26 protein-coding genes are annotated in these 26,415 nt (G+C 46.9%); 20 read left to right on the forward strand and 6 right to left on the reverse strand.

Annotation, left to right across the window (positions count from 1 at the left end):
- The first annotated feature begins 53 nt into the window (after positions 1 to 53).
- The 3 genes from cysT to MHI25_RS02250 all read left to right on the forward strand — a co-directional run bounded on the left by cysT (position 54) and on the right by MHI25_RS02250 (position 2,236).
- Positions 54 to 902 (forward strand): sulfate ABC transporter permease subunit CysT, encoded by an 849-nt coding sequence (cysT, locus tag MHI25_RS02240; RefSeq protein ID WP_076124574.1) that lies wholly within the window; start codon positions 54 to 56, stop codon positions 900 to 902.
- A gap of 128 nt (positions 903 to 1,030) precedes the next feature.
- Positions 1,031 to 1,894 carry a sulfate ABC transporter permease subunit CysW gene (gene cysW, locus MHI25_RS02245; protein ID WP_340394871.1) on the forward strand — a complete coding sequence of 288 codons (864 nt, stop codon included), beginning with the start codon at positions 1,031 to 1,033 and terminating at the stop codon, positions 1,892 to 1,894.
- A gap of 117 nt (positions 1,895 to 2,011) precedes the next feature.
- On the forward strand, positions 2,012 to 2,236 hold the full coding sequence (locus tag MHI25_RS02250; RefSeq protein ID WP_076101319.1) for a YezD family protein: 225 nt from the start codon (positions 2,012 to 2,014) through the stop codon (positions 2,234 to 2,236).
- 163 nt (positions 2,237 to 2,399) lie between these two features.
- On the opposite strand, the gene MHI25_RS02255 is transcribed toward MHI25_RS02250, so the two are convergent.
- Both MHI25_RS02255 and MHI25_RS02260 read right to left on the reverse strand, forming a co-directional pair.
- On the reverse strand, positions 2,400 to 2,540 hold the full coding sequence (locus MHI25_RS02255; protein ID WP_340394872.1) for a hypothetical protein: 141 nt from the start codon (positions 2,538 to 2,540) through the stop codon (positions 2,400 to 2,402).
- A 476-nt stretch (positions 2,541 to 3,016) separates the two neighbouring features.
- The gene (locus tag MHI25_RS02260; protein ID WP_076134873.1) at positions 3,017 to 3,325 is read right to left on the reverse strand and encodes a hypothetical protein; all 309 of its coding nucleotides are present in this window, start codon (positions 3,323 to 3,325) and stop codon (positions 3,017 to 3,019) included.
- 179 nt (positions 3,326 to 3,504) lie between these two features.
- Between MHI25_RS02260 and MHI25_RS02265 the strand changes: the two genes are divergently transcribed.
- The 3 genes from MHI25_RS02265 to MHI25_RS02275 all read left to right on the forward strand — a co-directional run bounded on the left by MHI25_RS02265 (position 3,505) and on the right by MHI25_RS02275 (position 6,521).
- Positions 3,505 to 3,918, forward strand: a complete 414-nt coding sequence (locus MHI25_RS02265) for a GNAT family N-acetyltransferase (RefSeq protein WP_081393525.1) — start codon at positions 3,505 to 3,507, stop codon at positions 3,916 to 3,918.
- A 230-nt stretch (positions 3,919 to 4,148) separates the two neighbouring features.
- Positions 4,149 to 4,781 carry an NAD(P)H-binding protein gene (locus MHI25_RS02270; RefSeq protein WP_340394873.1) on the forward strand — a complete coding sequence of 211 codons (633 nt, stop codon included), beginning with the start codon at positions 4,149 to 4,151 and terminating at the stop codon, positions 4,779 to 4,781.
- A gap of 90 nt (positions 4,782 to 4,871) precedes the next feature.
- On the forward strand, positions 4,872 to 6,521 hold the full coding sequence (locus tag MHI25_RS02275) for an NAD(P)H-hydrate dehydratase (protein ID WP_340394874.1): 1,650 nt from the start codon (positions 4,872 to 4,874) through the stop codon (positions 6,519 to 6,521).
- Positions 6,522 to 6,537: 16 nt separating this feature from the next.
- On the opposite strand, the gene MHI25_RS02280 is transcribed toward MHI25_RS02275, so the two are convergent.
- A complete protein-coding gene (locus MHI25_RS02280) occupies positions 6,538 to 6,993 on the reverse strand; it encodes a hypothetical protein (protein ID WP_076142073.1) in 456 nt (151 codons plus the stop codon).
- A gap of 31 nt (positions 6,994 to 7,024) precedes the next feature.
- Entirely contained in the window at positions 7,025 to 7,924 is a 900-nt protein-coding gene (locus MHI25_RS02285) for an SDR family oxidoreductase (RefSeq protein ID WP_076142074.1), read from the reverse strand.
- A 125-nt stretch (positions 7,925 to 8,049) separates the two neighbouring features.
- Between MHI25_RS02285 and MHI25_RS02290 the strand changes: the two genes are divergently transcribed.
- The 4 genes from MHI25_RS02290 (at position 8,050) to sdaAA (ending at position 10,788) form a co-directional block, all read left to right on the forward strand.
- Positions 8,050 to 8,625, forward strand: a complete 576-nt coding sequence (locus tag MHI25_RS02290; protein WP_076124562.1) for a DUF4269 domain-containing protein — start codon at positions 8,050 to 8,052, stop codon at positions 8,623 to 8,625.
- Between the two features lie 2 nt (positions 8,626 to 8,627).
- Positions 8,628 to 9,047, forward strand: a complete 420-nt coding sequence (locus MHI25_RS02295; protein ID WP_076124560.1) for a GNAT family N-acetyltransferase — start codon at positions 8,628 to 8,630, stop codon at positions 9,045 to 9,047.
- Positions 9,048 to 9,202: 155 nt separating this feature from the next.
- Complete coding sequence (gene sdaAB / locus MHI25_RS02300) at positions 9,203 to 9,913, forward strand: L-serine ammonia-lyase, iron-sulfur-dependent subunit beta (RefSeq protein ID WP_076124558.1); 711 nt, start codon at positions 9,203 to 9,205, stop codon at positions 9,911 to 9,913.
- A complete protein-coding gene (gene sdaAA / locus MHI25_RS02305; RefSeq protein WP_312150803.1) occupies positions 9,910 to 10,788 on the forward strand; it encodes an L-serine ammonia-lyase, iron-sulfur-dependent, subunit alpha in 879 nt (292 codons plus the stop codon). Before sdaAB ends, sdaAA begins: the two co-directional genes overlap by 4 nt.
- Positions 10,789 to 10,790: 2 nt before the next feature.
- On the opposite strand, the gene MHI25_RS02310 is transcribed toward sdaAA, so the two are convergent.
- Positions 10,791 to 11,093 (reverse strand): hypothetical protein, encoded by a 303-nt coding sequence (locus tag MHI25_RS02310; protein WP_076124555.1) that lies wholly within the window; start codon positions 11,091 to 11,093, stop codon positions 10,791 to 10,793.
- Between the two features lie 62 nt (positions 11,094 to 11,155).
- On the opposite strand from MHI25_RS02310, the gene MHI25_RS02315 reads away from it, so the two are divergent.
- Positions 11,156 to 11,353, forward strand: coding sequence for a YwbE family protein (locus MHI25_RS02315; RefSeq protein ID WP_036682616.1), 198 nt, complete (start codon positions 11,156 to 11,158; stop codon positions 11,351 to 11,353).
- A gap of 73 nt (positions 11,354 to 11,426) precedes the next feature.
- Here the strand turns inward: MHI25_RS02315 and MHI25_RS02320 are convergent, their stop codons facing one another.
- Complete coding sequence (locus MHI25_RS02320; protein WP_076142077.1) at positions 11,427 to 12,149, reverse strand: HNH endonuclease signature motif containing protein; 723 nt, start codon at positions 12,147 to 12,149, stop codon at positions 11,427 to 11,429.
- A gap of 366 nt (positions 12,150 to 12,515) precedes the next feature.
- On the opposite strand from MHI25_RS02320, the gene MHI25_RS02325 reads away from it, so the two are divergent.
- The 9 genes from MHI25_RS02325 to MHI25_RS02365 all read left to right on the forward strand — a co-directional run bounded on the left by MHI25_RS02325 (position 12,516) and on the right by MHI25_RS02365 (position 26,408).
- A complete protein-coding gene (locus tag MHI25_RS02325; RefSeq protein ID WP_249267764.1) occupies positions 12,516 to 12,905 on the forward strand; it encodes a hypothetical protein in 390 nt (129 codons plus the stop codon).
- A 52-nt stretch (positions 12,906 to 12,957) separates the two neighbouring features.
- Positions 12,958 to 13,977: a LacI family DNA-binding transcriptional regulator gene (locus MHI25_RS02330; RefSeq protein WP_340394875.1), complete on the forward strand. Its 1,020-nt coding sequence runs from the start codon at positions 12,958 to 12,960 to the stop codon at positions 13,975 to 13,977.
- A 394-nt stretch (positions 13,978 to 14,371) separates the two neighbouring features.
- Positions 14,372 to 15,709 (forward strand): glycoside hydrolase family 30 protein, encoded by a 1,338-nt coding sequence (locus MHI25_RS02335; RefSeq protein ID WP_076142079.1) that lies wholly within the window; start codon positions 14,372 to 14,374, stop codon positions 15,707 to 15,709.
- A gap of 28 nt (positions 15,710 to 15,737) precedes the next feature.
- Entirely contained in the window at positions 15,738 to 18,965 is a 3,228-nt protein-coding gene (locus MHI25_RS02340) for a cellobiose phosphorylase (protein ID WP_340394876.1), read from the forward strand.
- Positions 18,966 to 19,174: 209 nt separating this feature from the next.
- Positions 19,175 to 20,128, forward strand: a complete 954-nt coding sequence (locus MHI25_RS02345; RefSeq protein ID WP_051491255.1) for an ABC transporter permease subunit — start codon at positions 19,175 to 19,177, stop codon at positions 20,126 to 20,128.
- A 17-nt stretch (positions 20,129 to 20,145) separates the two neighbouring features.
- Complete coding sequence (locus MHI25_RS02350) at positions 20,146 to 21,036, forward strand: carbohydrate ABC transporter permease (protein ID WP_036682603.1); 891 nt, start codon at positions 20,146 to 20,148, stop codon at positions 21,034 to 21,036.
- A gap of 92 nt (positions 21,037 to 21,128) precedes the next feature.
- Positions 21,129 to 22,823, forward strand: a complete 1,695-nt coding sequence (locus tag MHI25_RS02355; RefSeq protein ID WP_036682600.1) for an extracellular solute-binding protein — start codon at positions 21,129 to 21,131, stop codon at positions 22,821 to 22,823.
- Between the two features lie 118 nt (positions 22,824 to 22,941).
- Positions 22,942 to 24,852, forward strand: coding sequence for a sensor histidine kinase (locus MHI25_RS02360; RefSeq protein WP_081386321.1), 1,911 nt, complete (start codon positions 22,942 to 22,944; stop codon positions 24,850 to 24,852).
- On the forward strand, positions 24,849 to 26,408 hold the full coding sequence (locus MHI25_RS02365) for a response regulator (RefSeq protein ID WP_339170969.1): 1,560 nt from the start codon (positions 24,849 to 24,851) through the stop codon (positions 26,406 to 26,408). The genes MHI25_RS02360 and MHI25_RS02365 overlap by 4 nt, the downstream gene beginning before the upstream one ends.
- Positions 26,409 to 26,415: the final 7 nt, after the last annotated feature.

A 26,415-nucleotide genomic window follows, 5' to 3' on the forward strand; every position in this document is an offset into this window, starting at 1 on the left:
CCGGTAGGGGCTGATCGGCTAAAAGGCCGAAGGCGAGAAAGGATGAATAGGGGATGAATGTCACCACTACGGCTGCACCAGCAGCAACGCGGCGAAAAATACTGCCCGGCTTCGGGCTGACGATGGGCTACAGTGTATTATATCTGAGTCTAGTGGTTCTACTGCCACTTTCGGCGTTGCTGTTCAATTCTACAGGTCTGAGCTGGGCGAAATTCTGGGATGTAGCTACGGACCCGCGGGTATTAGCTTCGTATCGTGTGAGCCTGTCGACAGCTGCTGCCGCCGCTTTTGTAGATGCAATTCTAGGTCTTTTGCTGGCGTGGGTACTGGTACGTTATGAATTTCCGGGCAAAAGAATATTTGATGCGCTGATCGATCTCCCGTTTGCCTTGCCGACAGCTGTAGCCGGTGTCTCCTTGACGGCGCTCTATGCAGGCAATGGCTGGATTGGGTCTTGGCTTGAGCCGCTGGGATTAAAGGTGGCATTCACTCCGCTCGGGATTACCTTGGCTTTGATGTTCATCGGCATACCGTTCGTTGTCCGGACGGTGCAGCCGGTGCTGGAGGATTTGGACAGAGATATGGAGGAGGCTTCGGCAACCCTTGGCGCAGGCCGCTGGAGAACCTTTCGTTCAGTAGTTCTGCCTGAGCTGTTTCCGCCACTGCTAACAGGTTTTGCTCTAGCTTTTGCTCGGGGCATCGGTGAATTCGGCTCCGTCGTGTTCATCTCCGGTAACATGCCGATGAGGACGGAGATTGCTCCGCTGCTTATTATGTCTAAACTGGAGCAATATGATTATGCCGGAGCTACCGCCGTTGCCCTGCTATTGCTCCTCATCTCTTTCTTAATGTTACTTGTTATTAATACACTTCAGCGCTGGGTTCGTAAGACTTCTCGTTGAGGGTAATCGCCGTGACAGCAGACGTCCGAACATGTTCAAACTTACTCGGAGACACTCGATATCTGCCGTTGATATTGAATATTCCAAGCTATCTTGTCTTCGTAAAACCCTTTAAAGGAGGAATAATTTTGGCCGGTACTGTCCCTCTCCATACCCCCCGGCTACAAAAGAATGCGTCCTCGTCCGCGACAACGGAAACCCAAATTGTAAAATGGGTGTTGATCGGAGCGGCTGGGCTAGTCCTTTTTTGGCTGATTGCTCTGCCATTAGTTGTTGTGTTAACCGAGGCACTTAAAAAGGGCTGGGACGTATATATTGCTGCCCTGACTGATCCGGATGCCCGCTCAGCGCTGCGATTGACGCTGCTTGTTGCGGCGATAACTGTGCCTCTGAATACCTTTTTTGGTGTAACAGCGGCGTGGGCTGTAACCAAGTTCCGTTTCCGCGGCAAAGGGTTTCTGATCACCTTGATTGATCTCCCTTTTGCAGTTTCGCCAGTCATCGGCGGCCTAATCTTTGTACTCGTCTTCGGAGCAAACGGATGGTTTGGCCCTTGGCTGAGCGCCCATGATATTAAGATCGTATTTGCGCTTCCGGGTATCGTGCTAGCCACGTTGTTTGTGACGTTTCCTTTTGTAGCGCGTGAGTTAATCCCGCTGATGGAGGATCAGGGTACACAGGAGGAAGAAGCGGCAATTACACTCGGCGCACATGGGTGGCAAATCTTTTTCAGAGTCACGCTGCCTAATATTAAATGGGGGTTACTATACGGCATTATTTTGTGTAATGCGCGGGCCATGGGTGAGTTTGGTGCGGTTTCTGTGGTGTCCGGGCACATCCGTGGGGAGACGAATACGCTGCCGCTGCATGTTGAGATTTTGTACAACGAATATCAATTTTCAGCATCATTTGCAGTAGCTTCTTTGCTCCTGTTATTGGCTTTGGTAACGATGATTATTAAAAGCTGGTTGTCGCGAAAAAATGCCCATTGACATGACTTTTAGTTCCATGCTAAGTTAATTCATAGTATACTGGTTGGTAATAACGGAATTGAGGAAAAAAGGAATTTAGGCGGATATAATCCTTTGGTGAGAAAGGGAGGCTAGAGAATGGCTAAACCGCTGAAAGTGGACGATTTATGGCTTACGCGGATTGCAGGACTTCTGGATGATATGGAATTTGGCTCATTGCATATTGTAGTGCATGAAGGTCAGATTGTTCAGATGGAGCGTACGGAACGCAAACGGTTTGAAAATAGTAGTGGCAACGCAAATGGACGTTATATTGGTGAAAGCGGCAGCCGGCGGGCCGATTCTCAATCGGCGGGACGTTGATTCAATCTCTGGGCAATCATAAAGGTATATATCATCTTTTTGGATAAAAGATTATGGAGTTGTCACATAAGCCACGAAATGGCTGCTGGGGCAACTCCTTTTTCGCACGTATGACGCACCATATGACGCACCCCATCGGACTCAGTTGACGCTAAACACAGTATTATGCCACATTTGCCCCGCTAACGGACCGCATAGCCGCTATTGGCATAAAAAACACCACATATGGACCTGATTCTAAGCAATAACGTCCCTGGAGTCCGAAACCACGCTCCAAAAGCTGAAAAGGCGCAAATAACGTCATCTGGGTCCGTAAGTCGCAGGGAATGATGACTATTGAAGCAGACTGCCTACCAGTAAGAACACAGCAAGATGTCATCCGGGTCCGTAGGTCGCAGGAATGATGATTGTTGAAGCAGACCGCTCATGAGTAAAAACACAGCAATATGTCATCTGGGTCCGCAGGTCGCCGGGAATGATGATTGTTGAAGCAGACCGCTCATGAGTAAGAACACAGCAATATGTCATCTGGGTCCGCAGGTCGCCGGGAATGATGATGATTGTTGAAGCAGACCGCTCATGAGTAAAAACACAGCAATATGTCATCTGGGTCCGTAAGTCGCAGGGAATGATGAGTGTTGAAGCAGACCGCCCACCAGTAAGAACACAGCAATACGTCATCCGGGTCCATAGGTCGCAGAGGATGATCTGTCCCTTTACGACATATACAAATGATCAGCCCGTAGGGCAGCTACATATTTTGATGACGCAGTACGTTTGTTAATAACGAGGGGCTTGGCGCGAGGCGGATACGCCCTCCATCAACAGGATGAACGCAGTAATGGCGTGCATAATCCAACCAACGATCGGAACAAAAGCTAAAATCGAGGTGATAATGCCCAGAACGTTCCCCATGAATGGTTTATGTTCTCTTTGCAGCACAACAACGGCTACAGCATGAAGCAAAAAGGCAATGGCCAAAGGGACCCAACCATTAGCAATGATAAAGAGTCCGCCAATCAACGGCAGAGCCAGAAAAGCTTCATAAAGGCATGTTCCCCATTTGAACAGCTTGGCTACAGGAGACATAATGCTTCACCCACCCTTTTAAAAATATTGTTACAGATACTATTCCACACAGTCAGTAAAGGAATTCAAGAATATAATGCTTATCCCTCAGTTTCAAAAACATCCCTAGCAGTGAGCCTTGCCTGTGAACCATGCAGTCGTATATAGTGGGAACAGCAATGCTGAACGGAGGAGTGCGGATGGAAACAACTAGTAAGCTTGATATACGCCATGAACAGCCTTCAGTGGAACAGTATTTGGCGCTGAGAAAAGAAGCTGGGCTGAGTGAAATGAGTGTGGAAGGTGCAGCGATCGGTTTGCCTCGTTCTATTTTTGCGGTAACTTTGTATGAGGAGAATAACTTAATCGGGATGGGACGGGTGATTGGCGATGGGGGATGCTTTTTTCAGGTCACGGATATCGCGGTCAAGCCTTCACATCAAGGACAAGGTTTAGGAAAGTTGATCATGCAGGAAATCAGGGAGTTCCTTAATACTGTACCGGACAAGGCTTATGTAAGTCTGATTGCAGATGGAGAAGCCTCAAAGCTCTATGCACAATATGGTTTTGAATCGGTTATGCCACGTTCTCAGGGAATGTTTTTGCGTCGCTAAGCTAAGGCGAATTCATGCTGCTTTTTTAGTAGAGAGTGCCCCTTGTATTGGTTAAGGGGTTTTTGGTCTGGAAGTGGAGTAGTAGGCGCCATCTGGTTTCGATCGGATTTGAGCGGATAAATAATGTTTAAAGGCTGTAAGGGAAAGCTATTCAGATGAGCATCGAAAAAATAATTGAGCAGAAGGCTGCGCGATAATGGTCTTGCTCGTAGAATGTGAGGAACAACAAGATGGATGTTGTAATATTGGGCGCTTCAGGAACGATTGGAAAGGCAATTGTACAGGAGGCATTAAAAAGAAAACACGAAGTAACAGCTGCGGTACGGAATCCAGAGTCAGTAACTCTCGAACACGAGCGTTTACATGTAACAACGGTGGATATTCTTGATCCGGCTTCAGTAGCGGCTGCGGTCCGTGGCCATGAAGAGGTAATCAGTGCTTATGGACCAGGAGCGGGCCACGATCAGGATCTGATTACGGCGGCAAAAGCGTTGGTGGAGGGTATGCAGACGGCAGGGTTAAATCGGCTGTTGGTTGTTGGAGGTGCAGGTAGCTTAAAGACTGAAACTGGAGAGCTGCTGATGAATACACCGGATTTTCCTGAAGAGTTTAAATCAGTTGCAGAGGCGCATGCGCAGGCTTATGAGATTTACAAAAATACAGAATTGGATTATACGTATCTCAGTCCTGCTGCGGTAGTTCATCCAGGTCGTCGTACAGGTCATTTCCGCATCGGATTGGACCGTCTTATTCTAGATGAGAATGGTGAAAGCAAGATTAGTGTGGAGGATTTCGCTGTAGCTATGGTGGACGAGCTGGAGGAAGGGAATTTTAGTCGGGCCAGATTTACTGTCGCTTACTGATATCAGACTTGCGCCGGACTTGCGCTCGGGATTGTACTTGGAATTGCGTGTGAAGCTTTGGAACGGTAGATAGCGGAAAGGGGCTAAATCATGTATCTGGTAACTGCTGAGCAAATGAGGCAGCTGGACAGCGAAACGATCCAGCAGCTGGGGATTCCAGCGATTGCGCTGATGGAGAATGCGGGAAGAGTTATCGCAGAGGAGATCATCGCGCTTTGCCGGGAGAGAGGCGGGGCAGGCTGCAGGAATGCAGCCAAAGGGAACGATGCCGGGCTAAAGCAGGCCTCGCTGGGTGACCCAGGCAAGGCATTTAAGGTCAGCGCAGATCATGCGCTGACGCTTGCCTCCGCCGCCGCCGAGCGATGGTTCATCCTCGTCGGCAAAGGCAACAACGGCGGCGATGGCCTCGCCGCCGCACGGTACCTTCGCGAGACCGGCATCGCCGTCACGCTCGTCTATGCGGTGCCGCCGGAGTCGCTCTCCGGCGAGGCCGCCCTGCAGCGCGATGCGGCTGCAGTCATGGGCCTGCCTGCCGTAGTATACGGCAGGGATCGGCTGGACCTTGCCGAGTGCAGCGGCATCCTGGATGCGCTGCTCGGCACCGGCGGCGCGGGAGCCCCGCGCGGCGCCTATGCGGAGCTGATTGCCGCAGCGAACAGCAGCGGCAAGGTCATTGTGTCCGCGGACATCCCCAGTGGTCTGAACGCGGACACAGGAGAGACGCATGAGCCTTGCATTCATGCGTCAGTGACGGTATGCCTCGCGTTTCTCAAGCGAGGCCTCCTGCAATACCCCGGTGCAGGCGCAGCGGGGCATGTCAAGGTACGGGCCATCGGCATTCCGACTGCTCTGGCTCTTGACAGCGGTGTGCAGACTCATCTGCTGACACCGGAAGTGCTGCATGCCCATCTGGGGGTCGATCTGGCCCGGCGGCGGTCGCCAGAAGGCCATAAGGGAACTTATGGGCATGTACTCCTTGCTGCCGGCACCTTACGGATGAGCGGCGCCGCACTACTGGCAGCCCGTGCTGCGCTGCGCACGGGCTGCGGACTGGTGACGTGGGCGCTTCCTAAGAAGCTGTTACCTTCCGTCATCGGTGTTGTTCCTGAACTCATGCTGGCTGATGTAGGTGGCAGTGAAGAGGGAAACTGGGAGGCTGAGACCGCGTCCGAGCTACTGAAGTTAAGCGAAGAGCGAGATGTAATCGCTGTGGGACCAGGTCTTGGACGGTTCCCGGGTGATACAGATTGGCTTCGCAGTCTTTGGGAAGGCAGTGATTGCCCGCTGGTTATCGATGCGGATGCTTTAAATATTCTGGCTGACTCCGATTATAAGAGTTGGGCGCGGCGCCGTCATTCTGTAATTCTGACACCTCACCCAGGCGAAATGGCTCGCCTGGCTAACCTAACTACGGCTGAGGTCCAACGTGACCGAATCGGTCTGGCTATGGACTATGCCAAGGAGCATGGGGTTACGCTTGTGTTAAAAGGAGCACATACCGTGATAGCAACTCCTGAAGGGCAAGCTTATGTAAATACCACAGGCCATCCCGGCATGGGCACTGGTGGAGCTGGTGATGTGCTAACGGGCATGATTTCCAGCCTGCTGGCTCAGGGACTTCATGCTACGCAGGCAGCAGCTTTTGGGGTATACCTGCACGGATTAGCAGGAGAGGGAGCAGCCCGTCAGCGGAATAATCCGGCGGCTATTATTGCCGGAGATATCATTGAAGCGCTTTGAGTATCCCTAATAAGGCTTATGACAGCAGTAAGCAGAGCAGTGGCAGAAATAGGGCGAATACTGGCAGCAACAGAGGAAACCTTTCTACACCAAGCTGGGTCACTCTGAGAAGGAGTAGTCCAAGGACTCCACCCAGACCCCATAGCAGATACTCTGCACCTTGTTCCGCTGCCAGCCATAGACCTGCACCAAAACCTGTGACGACATATACAGCAAGGGGCAGGATAGGGGATTTGGAGCGCAGAATACGCAGCAGTACATCTGCTACTAACGCCGCAGGCAATCCATAAGCATAAATGGCATAAGGAATCGATAGTGGCCAGCCTTCAGGAATTCCATCGGATTGTGGAAATCCAAGCATAAGTAAGGTAATAAGGACGTAAGTTAGCCCTGCGCAGGCTAATTTGGTTAATGCGTACATGCCACTGCTTAGGCGGACAGAAGAGATATCATAATCATTTATCTTATTCATTTGATATACATTCCTCTCGTGGTGTAATGCATCAGCTGGTGACCATGTCTCCACCATTGACATGAATACATGTCCCGGTAACATACGAAGAATCCGGTCCCGCTAAATAAAGATAGGCTCCTGCTAACTCATATGGCTGTGCGGCACGTTTAAAGGGTGTATCCGTCCCAAATACACTAACCTCATCTGCAGAGTAGCTGGAGGGAATTAGTGGTGTCCATACAGGTCCGGGAGCTACGCTATTGACACGAATGCCAGAGTCTACGAGTGATAAGGCTAAAGAGCGGGTAAAGGAGACGATCGCGCCTTTAGTTGAGGAATAATCTATAAGCTCTTTATTTCCTTGATAGGCAGTAATGGAAGCAGTGTTGATGATGGCTGCGCCTTTTTTTAGATGTGGAAGTGCGGCTTGTGTCAGGTAAAAGAATGGAAATATATTTGTCTGAAACGTTTGGTAGAGCTGTGCTTCCGTGATATCCAGAATACTTTTTTGCGGATACTGGACGCCATGATTGTTGACGAGGATGTCCAGCTTGCCAAAAGTGCGAAGGGTATGCTCCACAGCCTTGAAGCAGTTTTCCTTATGGCGTAAATCAACTTCGATCCGCAAACAACGTTGCCCTAATTCTTCAATTCGCCGCTGAGTGACCTCTGCATCTGAAGCTTCGTATAAATAAGCTATAGCGACATCTGCGCCTTCCTTTGCAAAAGCAATGGCCGCCGCTTTACCAATTCCGCTGTCGCCTCCGGTGATGAGCGCAATTTTTCCTTTTAGCTTTCCGCTGCCGGTGATCTCCGGATTTTCACTGATGGGGCGAGGATTCATTAGACTCTCTAGACCAGGCTGACGGTCTTGGTGCTGTGGGGGAAAAGCAATAGGCTGTTCCTTACATATCGTTTGTTCCCCATAATAGGGGTAGGTGGGGTTCATTTTTACATACACTCCTCCTTGCCTTCTATCTTCCGTATATTTCTATGCATGCGCCTAGAAAAGCGTGCGCTGTTATCCGGTCCTGCCTGTGTTTATAACCTAGTTCGAGGGAGCGTTTGTCAGAGATGAATGATTGGCGAAACATAGAGTATCTGAATCGTGGAACTCCAGTGCAAAAAGAGGTCTATACCCTGTTAAGAAAATTAAATATTATGAGTTTGCTGGCCGACTATAACCCGGTGCTGGTTGGCACAGTGCCGCTTGGTATTCAGGTGAAGGGCAGCGATCTGGATATTATTTGTGAGGTGCATGATTCCGTAAAGTTTACGGACATTGTTAGTCGATATTTCGGAACCATGGATGAGTTTACTAGTGTATCGCGTGTGGTTGATGGGGTCCCACGAACGAAAATTAACTTTATGGCCGGGGGCTGGCCTATAGAACTGTTTGGGCAGCCGCGACCCACAGCTCTGCAGAATGGTTACTTACATATGATCATTGAAGCGGAAATTCTAGCTCAGCTGGATAATGATTTTCGCCAGCAGATCATTACAATGAAAACAAACGGGTGGAAGACCGAACCTGCCTTCGCGCAAGTGCTGGGCTTGGAAGGCGACCCTTATGAAGCGCTGCTGATGCTGGAAAAGCTTCCGCGGAGTGCTCTTTATGCTTTTTGTCATTCTATACAAGCGAGGGGATAGACATGAATTATCGAGAGATGATTGCGGATGATTATGAAGCTGCCCACCAGCTATGGGAAAATACAGAGGGAATGGGACTTAGTGAAGCGGATTCGAGACTGGAGATTACGCGTTATCTGGAGCGTAATGCTGGCTTCAGCCAGATCTGCGAGAATGAAGACGGCCGGATTGTAGGAACTGCATTGTGTGGACATGATGGGCGAAGAGGTTATATGTATCATGTTGCAGTTAGTAATGACTGCCGAGGCATGGGCATCGGGCGTGAGCTTGTAAAGCGTTGCCTCGGTAATTTACATACAGCTGGTATCGCAAAATGTCATCTGATGGTGATTGGAACCAATGAACAAGGAAGAGGATTCTGGGAAGGGATAGGCTGGCAGTATAGAGGTGGAATTATGTTATACTCCCAGGATATCTTGTGATACATAAGATGCGAAATGAAAATACTATCTAAGTAAAATATCATTAGATTAGAAGTGGATATATCACAGCAAATGTAACGGTGAACTCCGACTGCCAGTGCAGTATACTATATATGAGTTTGATAATTGCCTATTTTGCAGGCAGGAGGTCTTTTATGCGTTTTAAAGATGTGTTTTCAATTATTGGTCCGGCCATGGTCGGGCCTTCAAGCTCGCATACAGCCGGTGCGGCACGGATCGGAAGGGCTGCAAGGCAGGTGCTGGGTGAAGTGCCGCGTGTGGCAGAAGTGACGTTTTTTGGTTCTTTTGCAGCTACTTATCAGGGCCATGGCACAGACAGGGCTATTGTCGGAGGACTTTTGGATTACGCTACCGATGATCATCGGTTACCCGACTCTCTGGAGTTAGCGGCTGAAGCTGGGATGGACGTATCTTTTGAGCAAGGAACGGGATTGTTTCCTCATCCTAACACAGTTAAACTGCATCTTATCGGACAAGAGACAGGAAGTGAGCTGACTTTAACGGGGACATCCATCGGTGGTGGAAACATTGAGATCGTCGATGTGGATGGTTTTGGAGTAAAGCTTACGGGAATGTATCCGACGGTATTGATTCATCATATGGATTATTTAGGTGTTTTGGCGAGTGTTACAGAAGTGATGCGTAACGGACAATTTAATATAGGGCATATGTCTCTGGATCGGAAGAATCGCAGCGGTGCAGCCTTAACGGTGCTGGAGCTGGATGAAGCTGCTACTCCAGAGCTTATTGAAGCGCTTAAAGCGCTCACTGCGGTGAAATCGGTGAAATTGGTTAATTTAAACGAGGGTAAGCAAGATGAGAAGGGGAAGGAAAGCTTAACATGAATTTTCAAACACTTAGCCAACTGGCTGTATTATGTGAGGAACGTGGCCTCACCATTGGAGCCCTTATGCTTGAAGAGCAAAGCGCGGAATCGGGACGTTCCAGTGAACAGGAATTTGCCACTATGCGTGAATATTATGGGGTGATGAAAGAGGCTGTTCATCGTGGGATGCATGAAGATACCACTTCGCGCAGCGGTCTTACGGGAATGGATGCCCAGCGTGTAGGAGCCTATAACGCAGCAGATGAACCATGCCTAGGTGGACCCGCTGGTCAAGCAATGGCCTATGCCTTGGCTGTGTCCGAGGTTAATGCCTCAATGGGCCGCATAATTGCTACACCTACCGCAGGTTCATGCGGAATTATTCCGGGTGTATTTCTCAGCTGCCAGGAACGGTTTGGCTGGGATGATGACTATATGGTTACCGGTTTGTTCACTGCAGGAGCGATCGGTTATGTCATTGCCAACAATTCGTTTGTATCTGGTGCAGAGGGTGGCTGTCAGGCGGAGGTCGGGTCGGCCATCGGGATGGCGGCAGGAGCTTTAACCGAACTGCGTGGAGGAACGCCTGCACAAGCAGTGCATGCTGTTGGACTGGCGCTTAAGAACACCTTAGGACTGATTTGTGATCCGGTGGGAGGACTTGTAGAGATTCCTTGTATCGTTAGAAACGGATTCGGTGCAGTGACCGCGCTCGCCGCCGCCGATATGGCACTGGCTGGCGTACGTAGCGTGATTCCTTCAGATGAAGTAATCAAGGTCATGCTTGAGGTAGGCTCAGCTATGCCAGAAAAACACCGCGAGACCGCAGGTGGCGGATTAGCACAGACACCTACCGGCCGCAAGATCATGCAGGATTTACGTAAAAAGAAGTGATTTTAGAGCATTTTGAAACGTTCCAACTGTTCCCATAATCCTTCCTTCCGAAGGATTTCTGCTTGTTTGGGTCCCAAAAGGTCAAAGTGGGGGAATGGCGAACGATTATGAATATATTTAGCCGGCAGTCCATTTTCCTCACACCAATATGTTAGTCTGGTTAGGTCACTACAGCCGACCTTGGTGACAGTAGTCATGCCGGGAAAACGCGGGTCTAGCCAGTAATGGGTTAAGAAAGCGATCTCTCCTGCGGAGACAGCCTTTTTCCAGCGGGTTAATTCTTCTCTGTTGATGCCGAAGGCCATTACGTCTCCTCCTTATGTAGTATAGTTGACAACATTATAACCCATTGAAAGGGGATTACATCATGAACGGACAGGTAAGAGCCGATATTCGTCCTGGGCTTGAAGTGGATATCGTGCTTAAGCAGGATCAGCCGACGGGTAAGCTAACACATGGAACGGTAAAGGATATTCTCACGAACTCACCTCGACATCCGCATGGCATCAAGGTGCGTTTAACCAGTGGACAGGTAGGACGAGTTAAGAATATTGTTGCTAACTAACAACAATAAACTTTACCTTTGATTTTTATAAAAAAGCGCCCCTAATCAACAGAGATTGGGGCGCTTTTCTTTTTTATCTGCTCATAAAATCCTCAACGGACTGATCGGCTTTGGTCTGATTACATAACGTACAAGCGCAAACGCAATTATCCGGAGTAGTATGGCCACCTTTAGCACGGGGGAGCAAGTGATCTATAGTGTCTCCATAGGAGCCACAGAAGTAGCAAGTATAGTTGTCTCTGGTCAATATATAAGCACGGAAATCCTTATTGCTGTAAATCCGGCGGATGGTTCGGCGATTCACTACGATAGCGGCATGTTCTCTGACTAGAGTAACTGCAAGCTCGTAGTCAATTTCCTGATGCCAGCGCCGTCCTTTATCACTGTGGCCACGCATTAGAATTTTCCCTTTGGCAGAGGGAATCAATTGCGTTGGATCTTCGGGACTCAGTTTCGCGCCTTGAGAATGAGAATGTTTCCTTCGTTGTTCCAAGCCCCGTATGCGCTGATTTGGGTTGGATTGCGGTGAAGAAGCAACCGTGGAAGAAGGCTTTCCTTGTTTGGAGCGTTCCTTGACAGCCAAAGAAGGGGATTGAATGGTATCAGGTTGTACTGGAATGGGACCTGCTGCAAGAGTGAGATCTATGTTTTGTCGTTGATTGCGGCACTCCCGACAAGCGCCACGGCGAGACTGACCTTTGGAACGTTTGCCGGTACGTTTACGAAATTCAGAGAGCGGCTTCTGTTGCTGGCAATAGGTACATTGTTTGGTGGATAAAAGATGGGTATCGTTCATAGATATGTTAGGTTCAGCGCAACTTAGCGCCCGTCCTGTCTCCTTGTTTTTTAGGATCCAATGTATTTTATTTATTAGATTCAGTCGGCAGGGTTAACATTTCGTTCTAATCTTAGTATAGCGTAAAATACAATCGTTCACATCGCACTCAAAAAAAGCTTAAATACGGCTTTTTGTGTGATATCTGTCTTGGTGACATTCAGGAAAAACATGTAAAATCGAAAAGAGCTGTAAGGAATGCTCTACTTTTTAAACATGGGAAGGGGTACTGAAATGAAGCCAACCAAAAGAAGGCCGTTTACGGTAACATTGCTTTATATTTTTCATATATTTTTGGGGGTTGGAGCGTTAGCAGGAGGCGGGTCAATGGTCATAGATCCTAGTGGTGATCTGATACACATACCCACATCTATGCTGGAAAGATCGCCATTTTCAGATTTTTTAATTCCGGGTATTTTGCTATTCATCGTATTTGGTATCCTGCCCATGCTCGTGTTATATGGGTTGATCAAGAGACCAGAATGGCATTGGGTGAATACTTTGAATCCCTTTAAGAAATTATATAGCTTCTGGGCATTGTCCCTATATATCGGCTTTGGTCTAATTATTTGGATTATGGTACAGACGTATATGCTCGACAGTGTGGTAATCATACATCTGGTCTATATGAGTCTAGGGCTTTTGATCCAAGCTGTTACGCTGCTTCCTTCCGTACAAAGTTACTTTTTGCTGGACGGCGGTACCGAAAGACGTTAAAATTGCAGTGAACAGAAGGTATTTCATTAGTCTGGGCAAGGAGTGAACCGGATTGACAACTATATACGATATTGCCAAAAGAACCGGTTACTCTCCTACAACGGTATCCAAGGCGTTTAATAATTATTCCGATGTACGGGAGAAGACTCGCCAGGAAATTTTCCTGGTTGCCCAAGAAATGGGATATTTGCCGAATTCCCATGCCCGTACACTGACTACTAAGAAATCATGGACCATCGGTGTATTATTTGTAGAGAATACGGGATTTGGTATTCGCCATCCCTTTTTTAGCGCTGTGATCGAGAGCTTTAAGAAGGTTGCTGTGGATAAGGGGTATGCCCTCATGTTTATTTCCAAGGATGTTGGGGGTAAACAAAGCGGGTATTTGGAGAATTGCCGAATCCGTGGTGTAGATGGTGTTGTCGTTTTCTTGTCTGATTACGAGGACCCCTATTTCCGTGAGCTGCTAGAGAGTGATATTCCTACTGTGATTCTGGATTTTGAGACTACGCAGTCGCATACGGTATGTTCGGATAATACGGCTGGAGCTCAGCTTGCGATAGAGTATTTAGTTTCTTTGGGTCATCGCAAGATTGCTCATATTTCCGGGGGGATGAACACTTTTCCCGGTAAAACTCGGGAGTTAGGGTATAAGAACGCTATGAAGCAGCAGGGGCTTGAAGTGCCGGAGTCCTATGTTGTGAATGGAGCTTTTTATTCTCGTGAAAGTGGTTATAACGCGATGCTGGAGCTTCTTAAGCTGCCTGATCGGCCAACCGCTGTTTTTGCTTCGGGTGACATGTTAGCTTTAGGGGCTATTATGGCAGCAAAAGATAGTGGACTTTCCGTCCCGCTGGACCTTTCAGTTGTGGGATACGATGATATTGATCTAGCTGAGTATGTTACACCTGCATTGACAACCATTCGTCAGGATACGGCACTTTTAGGAAGCCGGGCAGCGGACATTCTTTTAGCATCGATTGAAGGGAAACAGTTGGATAAGGAAGCGGTTTTAGTTCCGGTAGAAGTGATCGAACGGGAATCCTGTGCACCTCCGGCTAGCGGGGATTAGGGCTGTATCAAATTCCATAACTACAGAGAGCGGGCTGCTATCCACAGGATAAATCTTGACGTAGAGAAAAGAGTCCTGATAAAGTAGAGGACATCATAGCTTGAATTTTTTCTATGCGGTATTTGCTACAGCGTATTCAGAGGAATAGGGCTATAATGGGCATATTGTTATGCCGCTTTTTACCTGCTCTCGTTAGATCATTTTTTTTCGTTATAATCGAAACCGGTTTCGATTATAGGTTTCGAATTGAGATGAAATCAAAATTTACCGAGGGCTTCCTTGAATTTTCTCAAACGTTTCAGTGGCCCATCGCTCCGAACCCTAACATCGGATGGTGATCCAGTAAAGGCAGTGCTTGTTGTTAGTAACAAAACAATTAGAGGAGATGGATGAAATGGCAAAAGTTCAAACTGTAGTAACTGCAAAAGATACAGGGGAACGCTTAACTCCGAAAGAGGCAATTGTTTTTAGCACAAGAGTAGATTCTGGATCTGCCGATGTAGAGCTTAGGCCAGAGCAGGAGTTCCAAAAGATGATCGGATTTGGCGGCGCTTTCACAGAAGCTGCGGCCTATACGTTGTCACGGCTCAGTCCTGAGAAACGGGCAGAGGTTATTCACCGCTATTTTCATCCGGTAGAGGGATTAGGCTATAACATGGGTCGTGTTCATATCCATAGCTGTGACTTTGCTCTTGGAAATTATACTTATGTCGCTGATCATGATACGGAGCTGGCTACCTTTGATATCTCTCATGATCATAAGTGGGTGCTTCCGCTGATTAAGGATGCAATGCAGGTAAAAGGCGGACCGTTCACGATGTTGGCGTCTCCTTGGAGCCCTCCGGCATGGATGAAAACAAATGGTGAAATGAATAATGGAGGATCACTCAAGCCAGAATACGCTGAAGTTTGGGCACGCTATTATACCAAATTTATCGAAGCTTATGGGAAGGAAGGCGTACCTATTTGGGCGGTTTCCGTGCAAAATGAGCCGGCTGCTGTTCAAGTCTGGGATTCTTGCATTTATAGTGCGGAAGAGGAACGCGATTTTGTTAAAAATCATCTCGGTCCAGTGATGCAGCAGGCAGGCCATTCCGATGTGAACATTGTCATCTGGGATCATAACCGCGATATTATGGTCGAACGTGCTTCGGTCGTGTTGTCTGATCCTGAAGCTGCACAATATGTGTGGGGTACAGGCATCCACTGGTATGGTGGTGAGGAGTTCGACAAGGTAGAGAAGGTACATGATCTATTTCCTGACAAACATCTATTGTTCACTGAGGGCTGTCAAGAGGGCGGCGTCAAGCTTGGCGAATGGTTTACAGGTGAACGTTACGGCAGAAATATGATTGGGGATCTCAATGCATGGACAGAAGGGTACCTGGACTGGAACCTGGTACTGGATGAGACCGGCGGGCCCAATCATGTAGGGAATCTCTGTGATGCCCCAATTATTGCAGATACAACAACAGACGAATTGCACTATAACAGCTCTTATTATTATATCGGGCATTTCAGTAAATTTATCGCGCCAGGTGCGGTACGGATTGGCTTTACTTCTGAAGCGGAAGGAATCCTATCCACAGCATTCCGTAATCCGGACGGCAGCATTGCTGTCATATTGATGAATGAGAGCGAAGAAGTTCGCACAGTAACCCTGGGGCTTGGCGATGAGATTGCCAACTGCGAGCTATCCCCTCATTCTATCGTAACGCATCTGATTTCATAAATAAGTAACAGTTTAGGAGGACATTAACGTGAGTAATTATTATTTCCAATCAGGTAACTTTGTAATGGAGCAGTTTGATACAGGAAAGCCTTTCTCTAGTTTCCTGCCAGGTCTTGCAGGTCTTAAGGGAATTCCAATGTGGACTTTTTATGTAAACCGGGGGCAAGCGATTTGCAGCTTTGGGGTACGCGACAAGAACTCGCCAATCATGGAATTCTCTCCAGCAAATATCTCTTATAAAGACGTAGGAACCACCGGATTCCGAACCTTTATTAAAATAAAAGGCGAGCAAGAGATTTATGAGCCATTTCAATCGGCACGTCCAGATCCTGCCGCCAAGCGGATCATGACCATTTTGCCTAACGGACTGACCCTTGAAGAAAGCCATGCCGGGCATGGGCTGAAGACGACTGTACACTATTTCAATCTGCCTAATGACGATTATGCCGCGTTGGTACGTCGGGTGGAGATTGAGAATATCGGTGGCAAAGAGATTGAGCTGGAGCTGATGGATGGTCTGCCTGAGATTTTGCCTTACGGAGTAGAAAACAGCGGCTACAAGGAGATTGGTAACCTGCTGCGCAGCTGGATGGACGTATACAATCTGGAGAACGGTATTCCGTTCTATAAGCTGCGTTCCAGCACCAATGATAGTGCACAGGTTAGCGAAATCACAAATGGACATTTCTATCTGTCGTTTACTGGAGATGGAGAAAAAGTCGCGCCAATCGTTGATTTCGAACTTATTTTCGGCGGCAATACCTCTCTTACTTACCCAGACCGCTTTGCGGGATTAACGCTTTCGGAGCTGAGTGAGCTTCCACAATATCCAGTCAATAAGGTTCCTTGCGGCTTCAGTGGTGTGGCTAGACGTTTGGCACCCGGCAGCAGCTTGACCCTGAATACTTTGGTTGGGCATGTAAATGACATCGACAAAATCAATAAAAAGGCGGAGCAGTTATGCCGGGATGAATATATCCTGTCCAAATCCAAGGAAGCCGCAGGTCTGACAGAGCAATTAACAGAAGACATTGCCACGCACACTTCATCGGCTGTGTTTGATGCTTATTGCCGTCAGTCCTATCTCGATAACTTCCTGCGCGGAGGCTATCCTTTTATTTTTGACAATGGCGGAGATGGCTTTGTAGTTCATTTATATTCCCGCAAGCATGGCGATTTGGAGCGCGACTATAACTTCTTCTCACTTGCCCCAGAATATTATTCACAGGGGAACGGTAACTTCCGTGACATGAATCAGAACCGCCGGAACGATGTGTTTTTTAATCCGAAGGTGGGCAGCTTCAACATCAAAATGTTCTATAGCTTGATTCAAGCAGATGGCTACAATCCACTAAGTGTTCAAGGAACAACCTTTGAAGTGAAGCCAGACAGCAAAGCGAAGGCTGCGGAATGGATCGGAGAAGCGGCTGCGGATCATCAAGCTGAGCTTGTTAAGCTATGCAACAGCCGGTTCACCCCAGGCAGCCTGATCAATTACATTGCGGATCAAAACGTTACGCTGAAGGTTAGTGAGCAGGAGTTTCTGTCGGGTCTGCTGGCTCTTTCACAGCAAAACATTGAGGCTGCTTTTGGCGAAGGCTTCTGGTCTGATCACTGGACATATAATTTGGATCTCGTAGTAGGTTATTTGGACATTTTCCCTGACAAGAAGCAGGAGCTTTTATTTGGGGATAGTACTTATGCGTTCTATGACAGCCCAGCATATGTGCTGCCCCGTAGTGAGAAGTATGTAATTAGTGACGGAAAAGCCCGGCAATATGGCGCCCTCCTTGAGGATGAGGAGAAGCTGCATAAGCTGAAATGGAAAGCTGGAGATACCCATTGGCTGCGTACCAAAGGTGGGCAAGGTGCTATTTACCACACCAATCTGTTCGTGAAGATGTTGTCTCTTGCTTTGAATAAATTTGCTACGCTTGACCCTTACGGCATGGGTGTGGAGATGGAAGGCAACAAGCCGGGCTGGAACGATGCTATGAACGGTCTGCCGGGATTGTTTGGCTCCGGAATGAGTGAGACTTTTGAGCTGAAGCGTACTGTAGTCTTTTTGCTGGATGTGCTGAACGGTGCTGAGAATGTACAGGGAGCTGTAAAGCTGCCAGAAGAAATCGCGGAGCTGCTTGAAGCGGTATATCACGCGGTAACTGCTGTCCTAGCAGGAGAAGTGGAACAATTCAACTATTGGGATACAGTAGCTTCAGCCCGTGAAGCTTATAGAGCAAGTATCCGGTTTGGCATTACGGGTGCTGAAACTGAAGTAACCTTGGAACACATCCGAGAAGCCCTTTCCAAGTTCCTGGTTAAAATTGATGAGGGGATCAACAAGGCGGTAGAAATGGGCAATGGACTTACCCCAACCTATTTCCGTTTTGAAGCGGAGAAATTCCATCAGGTAACAGATGCTGAGGGTCAGCCAGTCATTAGCGGATACGGATTGCCAAAGGCTGTGGTAGAGGAGTTTAAGGCTTATGCCTTGCCTTATTTCCTTGAAGGACCTACCCGCTGGTTGAAGACGATGAAGAACCCGGTGCAGGCAAAAAAAATCTATAATCTGATTAAGCAAACAGAGCTGTATGATCAGGCAACATCTATGTATCAGACCTCTGTTAGTCTAGAAGGTGAATCGCATGAAATCGGACGGATGAGAGCCTTCACACCAGGCTGGCTAGAACGGGAGTCTAACTTCCTGCACATGTCCTATAAGTATTTGCTTGAGCTGCTGAAGGGCGGGCTGTATGAGGAATTCTACGGCGAGCTGAAGACGTCGCTGGTGCCATTCCTTGATCCTGCTGTTTATGGACGCAGTACACTGGAGAATTCATCATTTATCGCAACTGGAGGCAATCCTGATCCCAATAACTATGGTAGAGGGTTCGTAGCGAGACTTAGTGGATCGACCGCGGAATTCTTAAGCATGTGGAGAACAATGATGGCTGGAAGCCATGTTTTCAGAATGGAGGATGGAGCGCTTACGCTGTCTCTCGATCCGGTATTGCCAGGATGGCTGTTTGATGAAGAGGGCAAACTGTCTTTCACTTTCCTAGGGAATACGGAGGTAATCTATTCTAACCCAAAACGTGAAAATACCTTTGGCGAGAAGAAGGTCAGCATTCAATCTTTGATGCTTGTATACCGTAATGGAACTGTGACTAAAATATCTGGAGCGTTCGTGCGCGGTGAAGAGGCAGAGGCTCTGCGGCGTGGAGAAATTGCACAAATTCAAGCAGTATTAGCATAAAAATAGAGGGGCGAGCTGCGGCTCGCCCTTAAATTTTCACTCAATCCGAAAAATGGTACCTATAATCCGAAATTCAAAGCCTTACGGAGACAGGCAAAAGCAAATACAATGGATACATAAACATTGTAAGCGCTTTAGATTAAATACAGATATAGAGCCTGGAGGTCCAAAGGATGGAGAACAAAAAAAGCATGGAAGTAAGCTCAGCGATGAAGCCGTTAATTCCTGGCAATTTCGAAACCGGTAAAGTAAATCGGAGCCCGCTTTGGAAGAGGTTCATTGCCCAGCGTCATTTGCAGACAATGGCTCTACTCGGCATTGCGTGGATGATAATCTTTAACTATATTCCCATGTATGGAATTATCATTGCTTTTAAAGATTACAACATCGTTAAAACGATTGCAGAAGCCCCATGGGTGGGACTTACACATTTCAAAGAGTTCATGGATGATGACAATCTCTCGAATGTAATTAAAAATACGCTCGGCATCAGCTTGTTTAAGCTAATTATCGGATTTCCATTGCCAATAATATTTGCTCTATTTCTGAATGAAGTTCGTTCAATGAAATTCAAGAAGACCATACAGACGATTTCGTATTTGCCCCACTTTCTCTCATGGGTGGTACTCGGAGGGATTTTGGCTACATGGCTTGCTGATGTAGGAATTATCAATAACATTTTGCTAGCGCTTCATCTGATTGATCAGCCAATTACATACTTGGCTGAGCCTGGTTACTTCTGGACAATTATTATCTCCTCTGATATCTGGAAAGAACTTGGATGGTCAGCGATTATCTATTTAGCAGCAATTTCCGGTGTATCTCCTGAAATGTACGAGGCGGCGACAATCGACGGCGCGGGCAGATTTCAGAAGATGTGGTATGTTACCTTGCCGGCGATTAAATCGACAATCAGCATTCTCTTCATTCTCGCGGTCAGCGGAGTGCTGAACTCCAACTTTGATCAGATTCTGGTCCTGCGCAACTCACTGAATGATAGTGCAAGTAATGTAATTGATTACTATGTGTACTATACAGGGATTCTCTCAGGCCGCTTCTCTTACTCAACTGCAGTTGGATTGTTAAAATCGGTTATCGCTCTAATATTGCTGCTGATTGCCAACCAAGTATCTAAAAAAATCAACGATACATCGTTGTTCTAGGATAAGGAGGACCATATATGTTTGCACTTAAGCGTAAAACCAAGGGCGAGGCCCTGTTCGATATCATCAATAACCTCATCATGTTATGTATCTGCTTCATAACGCTTTACCCGATCTGGTACGTATTGGTTAACGCCTTCAATAACGGTAATGACGCCATGCGGGGAGGAATCTACTGGTGGCCGCGGATGTTCAGCTTTGAGAATTTCGAGGCCGTGTTTGCCAGCCCCGGCATCATGCAGGCGATGTGGGTTACTGTCGCCAAAACACTTTTGGGTACTGTACTGCATGTATTTTTCACAGCGATGGTAGCTTATGCATTCTCCAGAAAAAACCTCATTGGCGGTAAGTTCTACATGCTGATGGGTACAGTGACTCTCTTTTTTGGCGGGGGACTCATTCCTACCTTCCTGCTGATGAAGGACCTTCACCTATTGGAGAATTTCCTAGTCTATATTATTCCGGTTATGTTTAGCTTCTTTGATCTTATTATCTTCATGACCTTCTTCCGGGAGATTCCCGATGGGCTGGAAGAAGCGGCACGGATTGACGGTGCTAATGATTGGTCCATCTTTCTAAGAATCGTACTTCCAGTATCCATGCCTGTAATTGCTACCATTGCGCTGTTCCATGGCGTGTATCAGTGGAATGATTACTTCACGGGCATGATCTATATCAATAATACTGATCTGCAGCCGATTCAGACGTATTTGTTCCGGGTCGTCGCACAATCGAGCTCTAGTCAAATGATGGTCGCTGTACAAGGCAGCAGCGTTACGAGAAGCGTAACGTCACAGTCCATTAAGCTGGCGACGATGGTAGTGACCACATTGCCGATAGTATTCGTGTATCCGTTCCTGCAGCGTTATTTCGTTAAAGGGATGATGATCGGCTCCATTAAGGGCTGATGTCTAGCAGTGATAACTCCTCCGGTTGCCTACAGCTGTAGGCACTGGGGTTGAGCTTATAATTAACATTCATAGAAAAGGGGTAAACAAGCATGGGCATGAAACGTAAGCCAAAAGCAATGGGAGTTCTGCTTCTCGCAATAATGATGTCATTGTCAGCCGCAGGCTGCTCCAGCGGGAATAATGCTGGCAAGAATGCCGAAGGTAATGCTAACAGCGCTAAAGCTACTAATACGGAGGCAAGTGCTGAACCGACTGCTGCTGCATTATCAGCAGATGAACCGGGATGGAAGATTGATACTTCACCCATTACATTTGACTGGTACCTGAACTTCTCATGGTTCCCTAATAAATGGGGCGTGGACCCAACCTCCCAATATGTAACTAAGAAGACCGGAGTTGATATTAATTTCATCGTTCCGGCTGGTAACGAGAATGAGAAGCTTAACACGCTGATTGCATCCGGTAAATTGCCTGATTTCATCACTTTGGGCTTCTGGGAAGATGCGATTAAGAAAATGGTCGAAGGTGAACTTGTTCTTCCATTGAACAAACTTGCTGATGAATATGATCCGTACTTCTTTAAAGTATCCGATGCTGATAAGCTGGGCTGGTATACACAAGAAGACGGCAATGTGTATGGCTATCCTAACTCTTCTTCCTCTCCTGCCGACTATGAGAAATATGGAGAAAATTACGTATCCAACCAAGTATTCGCTGTCCGCAAGGATATGTATGAAGCTATTGGAAGTCCAGATATGCGCACACCAGAAGGTTTCTTGAATGCGCTTAAATTAGCGAAAGAGAAATTCCCTGACGTAAATGGACAGCCGCTTATTCCACTTGGTTTGCATGAATTTACCGAGAACGGTAACGATTCTTTGGAAGGTTACCTGCAGAACTTCTTGGCAATCCCAAGAGAAAAAGATGGCAAGGTATATGCTCGTGAAACCGATCCTGAATATATCCGCTGGATGAAGGCACTTCGTCAAGCGAATCAAGATGGTCTGCTGGCTAAAGATATCTTTATCGACAAACGCCCACAAATGGAAGAAAAAATTGCCCAAGGCCGTTATTTCGCAATGCTGTATCAACGTACAGACTTTGCAGCACAACTAGGAACGATTTACCAACAGGATCCAACTAAAACGTATATCGCTGTTGACGGACCTTCCAATACGAACTTGGATAAACCAACCCTTGATGGCCCTGGTATCTCCGGTTGGACGGTAACACTGATCTCCAAAGATGTTAAGGATAAAGCACGTGCTATCCGCTTCCTCAGCTACTTGAACAGTGAAGAAGGCAACAAAGACTTGTTCTTAGGCGAAAAAGGTGTCAGCTACGATACGATTGATGGAAAAGATCAATTTAAACCAGAAGTGTTTGATTTGATGAATAAAGACCGTTCGACGTTTGATAAGCAAATCGGATCTTCCTTTACATTCTGGATGCTGCAAAATACGAATATCACAGACCAATGGGCTCCTAAATCGGTAGAACCATTTAAGCAATTGGAAGATTGGACTAGAGGTAAATCCATAGGCTCCTCCGAGTTCCAACAAATCGAACCAACAGGAAACTCTCCTGAAGGTATCATCGCTTCGAAGCTGAAACAGCTGCGCGGTAAAACTATGCCGAAATTGCTCATGGCTTCCTCCGATGCGGAATTCGATAAGATTTGGAATGAGTATTTAGAGAAGAGAAAGAAGGAAGGCGAAGATGTATTTGATGCCTACCAACAAAAGAAATATGAAGAGAATAAAGTGAAGCTGTCCATAAAATAAAAAGCATGACCCAAAATGCCCGCTAACTGCGGGCTTTTGGGTTATTTTCGAATTATAATAAGGAATAGATATTAAGTATTTGAATATTCACTATTTTAGCGAGGTGGACAGGACAGAAGTGTATAAAGTGAATAGGCGAGATCGAACCAGAGCATTATGGCATTCTTTTAGTTATTGGTGGGGGCGAAGATCACTTCAGAGCCGTTTAATTGCAGCTTATGTTTTTATTGTTTTAGGCCCGTGTATGCTGGTTTCTGTCTACTCCTATAAAGCCATTAATAATACCTATCTCCGCGATGCCGTCGAGAAAAATGATTATTTGTCGCAAATGGAGAAGCTGCATATTCATAATCAGATCGAAGCGATGGAACGGGCGGCGCAAATGGCTTATTCTGATGCCGAAGTAGAAAAATTCTTAGCGAATGAAACCGAACCGCAGCTAGTAGATTTGGTTGATTTTAATACAAATGCTTATGTGAATATGACTCGTATTCAATTTAATAATCCGAATATTGAGCATTTAAGACTGTATTCGAGAAGTAATAAGGTGCATGAAATTTGGCCGATTATCTTTCGCGAAGAGCGGGTTTCTTCCACCCCATGGTTTCAGAAAGCGCTTCAATTGAAGGGGCAGGAATACTGGTCTTTTCAGAAAAATGATCCGGATTTGATGCAGAGATACTTGGGAGCACCGACGGAGAGTCTGCCAAAGGTTTCTTTGCTGCGTGAGAAGAGTCGGCCAGCAGACAATCATATCGGCATGGTGCAGGTGGATATGCTGCTTAGTCGATTTACACCCAAGACGTATACAGATGTACGGGATAATCAGACCCAGATGTTTCTTGTGGATAGTGAGCTGCAGCTTTTCACCAGGCCGGACAATTCTTTTTTGCAGGATAATCTAGAGATGGCTGATATGATTGCAGAACGGTATAAGCAGTTCCGGGAAACTGGCGAATGGGACAGTAATTACTCGGAGAATGGTAAATCGTTTTTGTTAATTAACACTCCGCTAGAACGAATTGATGCTTATTTGTTAAATGTAGTGTCAATGGAAGGAGTGATGAAGGATATCTCCCGCACGCGCAACTTAATCATTGGAGCCAATGTTGGTTTTATTACTTTACTAACGCTGATCGCTTATGTGACAAATGCCTTTATTCTAAAAAATCTGCGTAGATTGACCGAAACGATGAAAAAAGTGCGTAGAGGTGAAGCGTACACTGGAATAATGATTCGTGGTGGAGGGGAAGTCGGGGAGCTTGCCCATCATTTCTCCAAGCTGATGAACACCATCAATACGTTGGTGGCTCAGGCAGTGAGCAAGCAGGCGTTGTCTAAAGAGGCTGAGCTGCGTACGCTGCATAACCAGATTGACGCACATTTTTTGTATAATACGCTGGAAAATATAAAAATGCTGGCTGAAATTGAGAACCAGCGAACGATCTCGGACGCACTGACCTCGCTGGGTGGGATGATGCGCTATAATTTTAAATGGTCCGGAGAGTATGTGAAGCTGCGGGATGAAGTCCGCCACATTGAAAATTACATTGAAGTGATGAATATTCGTTTTGAATATCCGGTTAAGTTAGTGCTTCATATTGAACCTCGATATTTGGAGCTGGAGGTGCTGAAAATGTCACTGCAGCCTATTGTAGAGAACAGTGTTAAGCATGCTTGGTGCGACGAGAAAGAGAATTTACAGGACCCGAACATTCATATTCATATTTCGGAAACGGAAGGTGATATTTGCATAGAGCTTCGTGATAATGGCATCGGCTTAACTCCAGAGCGTTTGGTTGCTTTGAACGAGGCGATTTATGCGAAAGATGAGCGCCGTGAGAGTGCTTCAGAACAGAGGGATGTTGACCGCCGAACAGGTGGTATTGGACTGAGAAATGTACATCAGCGACTGCAAATCTTTTATGGTGATGAATATGGGCTTGTAGTACAGAGTGAAGCAGGGAGTTGGACGATGGTACGTCTGACCTTGCCGAAAGTTCTTTTGACAGGAGAAAAACAACTATGAAGAAGCTACTGATCATTGATGATGAAAAGAATATCCGTTACGGTCTCAAGACTATGATAGAAAGAGAATTTCCGTCCGTGTATACCATCACAATGGCGAGTAATGGCGCAGAGGGTTTCGAGATATTTAAGACCGAAGGTGCAGATATTATTATTACAGATATACGTATGCCAGTGATGGATGGTATTACGCTGTTGGAGCAGATATCTAAGGTAACAAGTGGTGAGAAAAGCCCAGCAGTGCTGATCTTAAGCGGGTATGATGATTTCGAATATGCCAAAAGCGCGATTCGTTATCGCGTGAAGGATTACTTGCTGAAGCCGATTCGCCGAGATGAGTTGTTCGAAATTTTGAAGAATATCGATAAGGAACAGGAAGAACAGGATCTCAGCGCAAGGCAGCTGGAACAGGAAACGGAACACTTCCGCAGGGAACTGCGGTCCAGTCGTTTACGGGGACTGCTAATGCAGCAGGAGGTTCCGCTGGAGCGTGAGCAGCAAGAGTGGCTAAGTGATCTGCAAGCACCTTTTACAGTTGGTGTGTTGAATTACTATTACAATGACGGAACAAGAATGAAGTCGGGGGATGTTCAGGGACTGGCGGAACGATTGATCGGACCGCTTGAAAAGTTTTTCTCGGAAATCACAACGGATTGGGATGGCAAATTAGTCTTGATCGGGAGCAGAAAACAGGATTTTATAGAGCTGTCCAGACAAGCTGAAGCTAAGGAAATAAAGGGATTATCGATTGGGATTAGCAGCGAAGGAGGAAGTCTTGAGGACCTCCGTTCCTGTTATAAGGAAGCATGCCGGGCACTGCAATATACTTTTTTATATCCGCAACTGAGTTTGTTGGATTATGGGGATGTTGGCCAGGGACGGTGTAATTTTCCCATACCGAAGGAGGAGCTTCGCAAGCTGCTCAATATGCTGGGAACAGAACGCGAGAAGGAGATGAAGCATCTTCTATCTGTTATTTTTCAAATTGAGCATTTGAAGGAACTGGACCTAGCTTATCTGGAGTCCGTGGGTCAGAATGTAAACGAACTGGTGTTGGATGAAGTCTTTAGGGTGCATGGCGAAGCCTCAGTAGAGGTATTGAAGCTGTATCGCACGGTAGGCAATATGTACAACTATCGTCATTTCCACGAATATTATCGTGCGCTGGAGAACTTACTCTTGAGTGTGAATGAATACATTGTAGGCGTAAGGTCTGCGCATACCGAGCATGCGGATATGGAAGAGGCACTGAGCTATATTGAAGCCAACTATGCCCGTCCACTGAATATGGCTATGGTCAGCAATCATGTGTCCCTGAATTATTCTTATTTTAGCGAAGCCTTTAAGGCATATACCGGTGAGAATTTTGTTATTTATTTAAAAAAGGTCCGTATCCGTCACGCTAAAGAGCTATTGGCAAAAGGCTGCAGTAAGCTCGCAACAGTCTCAGAAGAGGTAGGCTTCGAGAACAGTAAACAATTTGCCCGTGTTTTTAAAGAGCTGGAGGGGATTTCCCCAGGTGATTATAGAGCGAAAATAGTATCCGAAGAGTGTTGAGGCTATT

It is taken from the genome of Paenibacillus sp. FSL E2-0177, from assembly GCF_037992975.1.
GTDB classification, from domain to species: Bacteria; Bacillota; Bacilli; order Paenibacillales; family Paenibacillaceae; genus Paenibacillus_AQ; species Paenibacillus_AQ odorifer.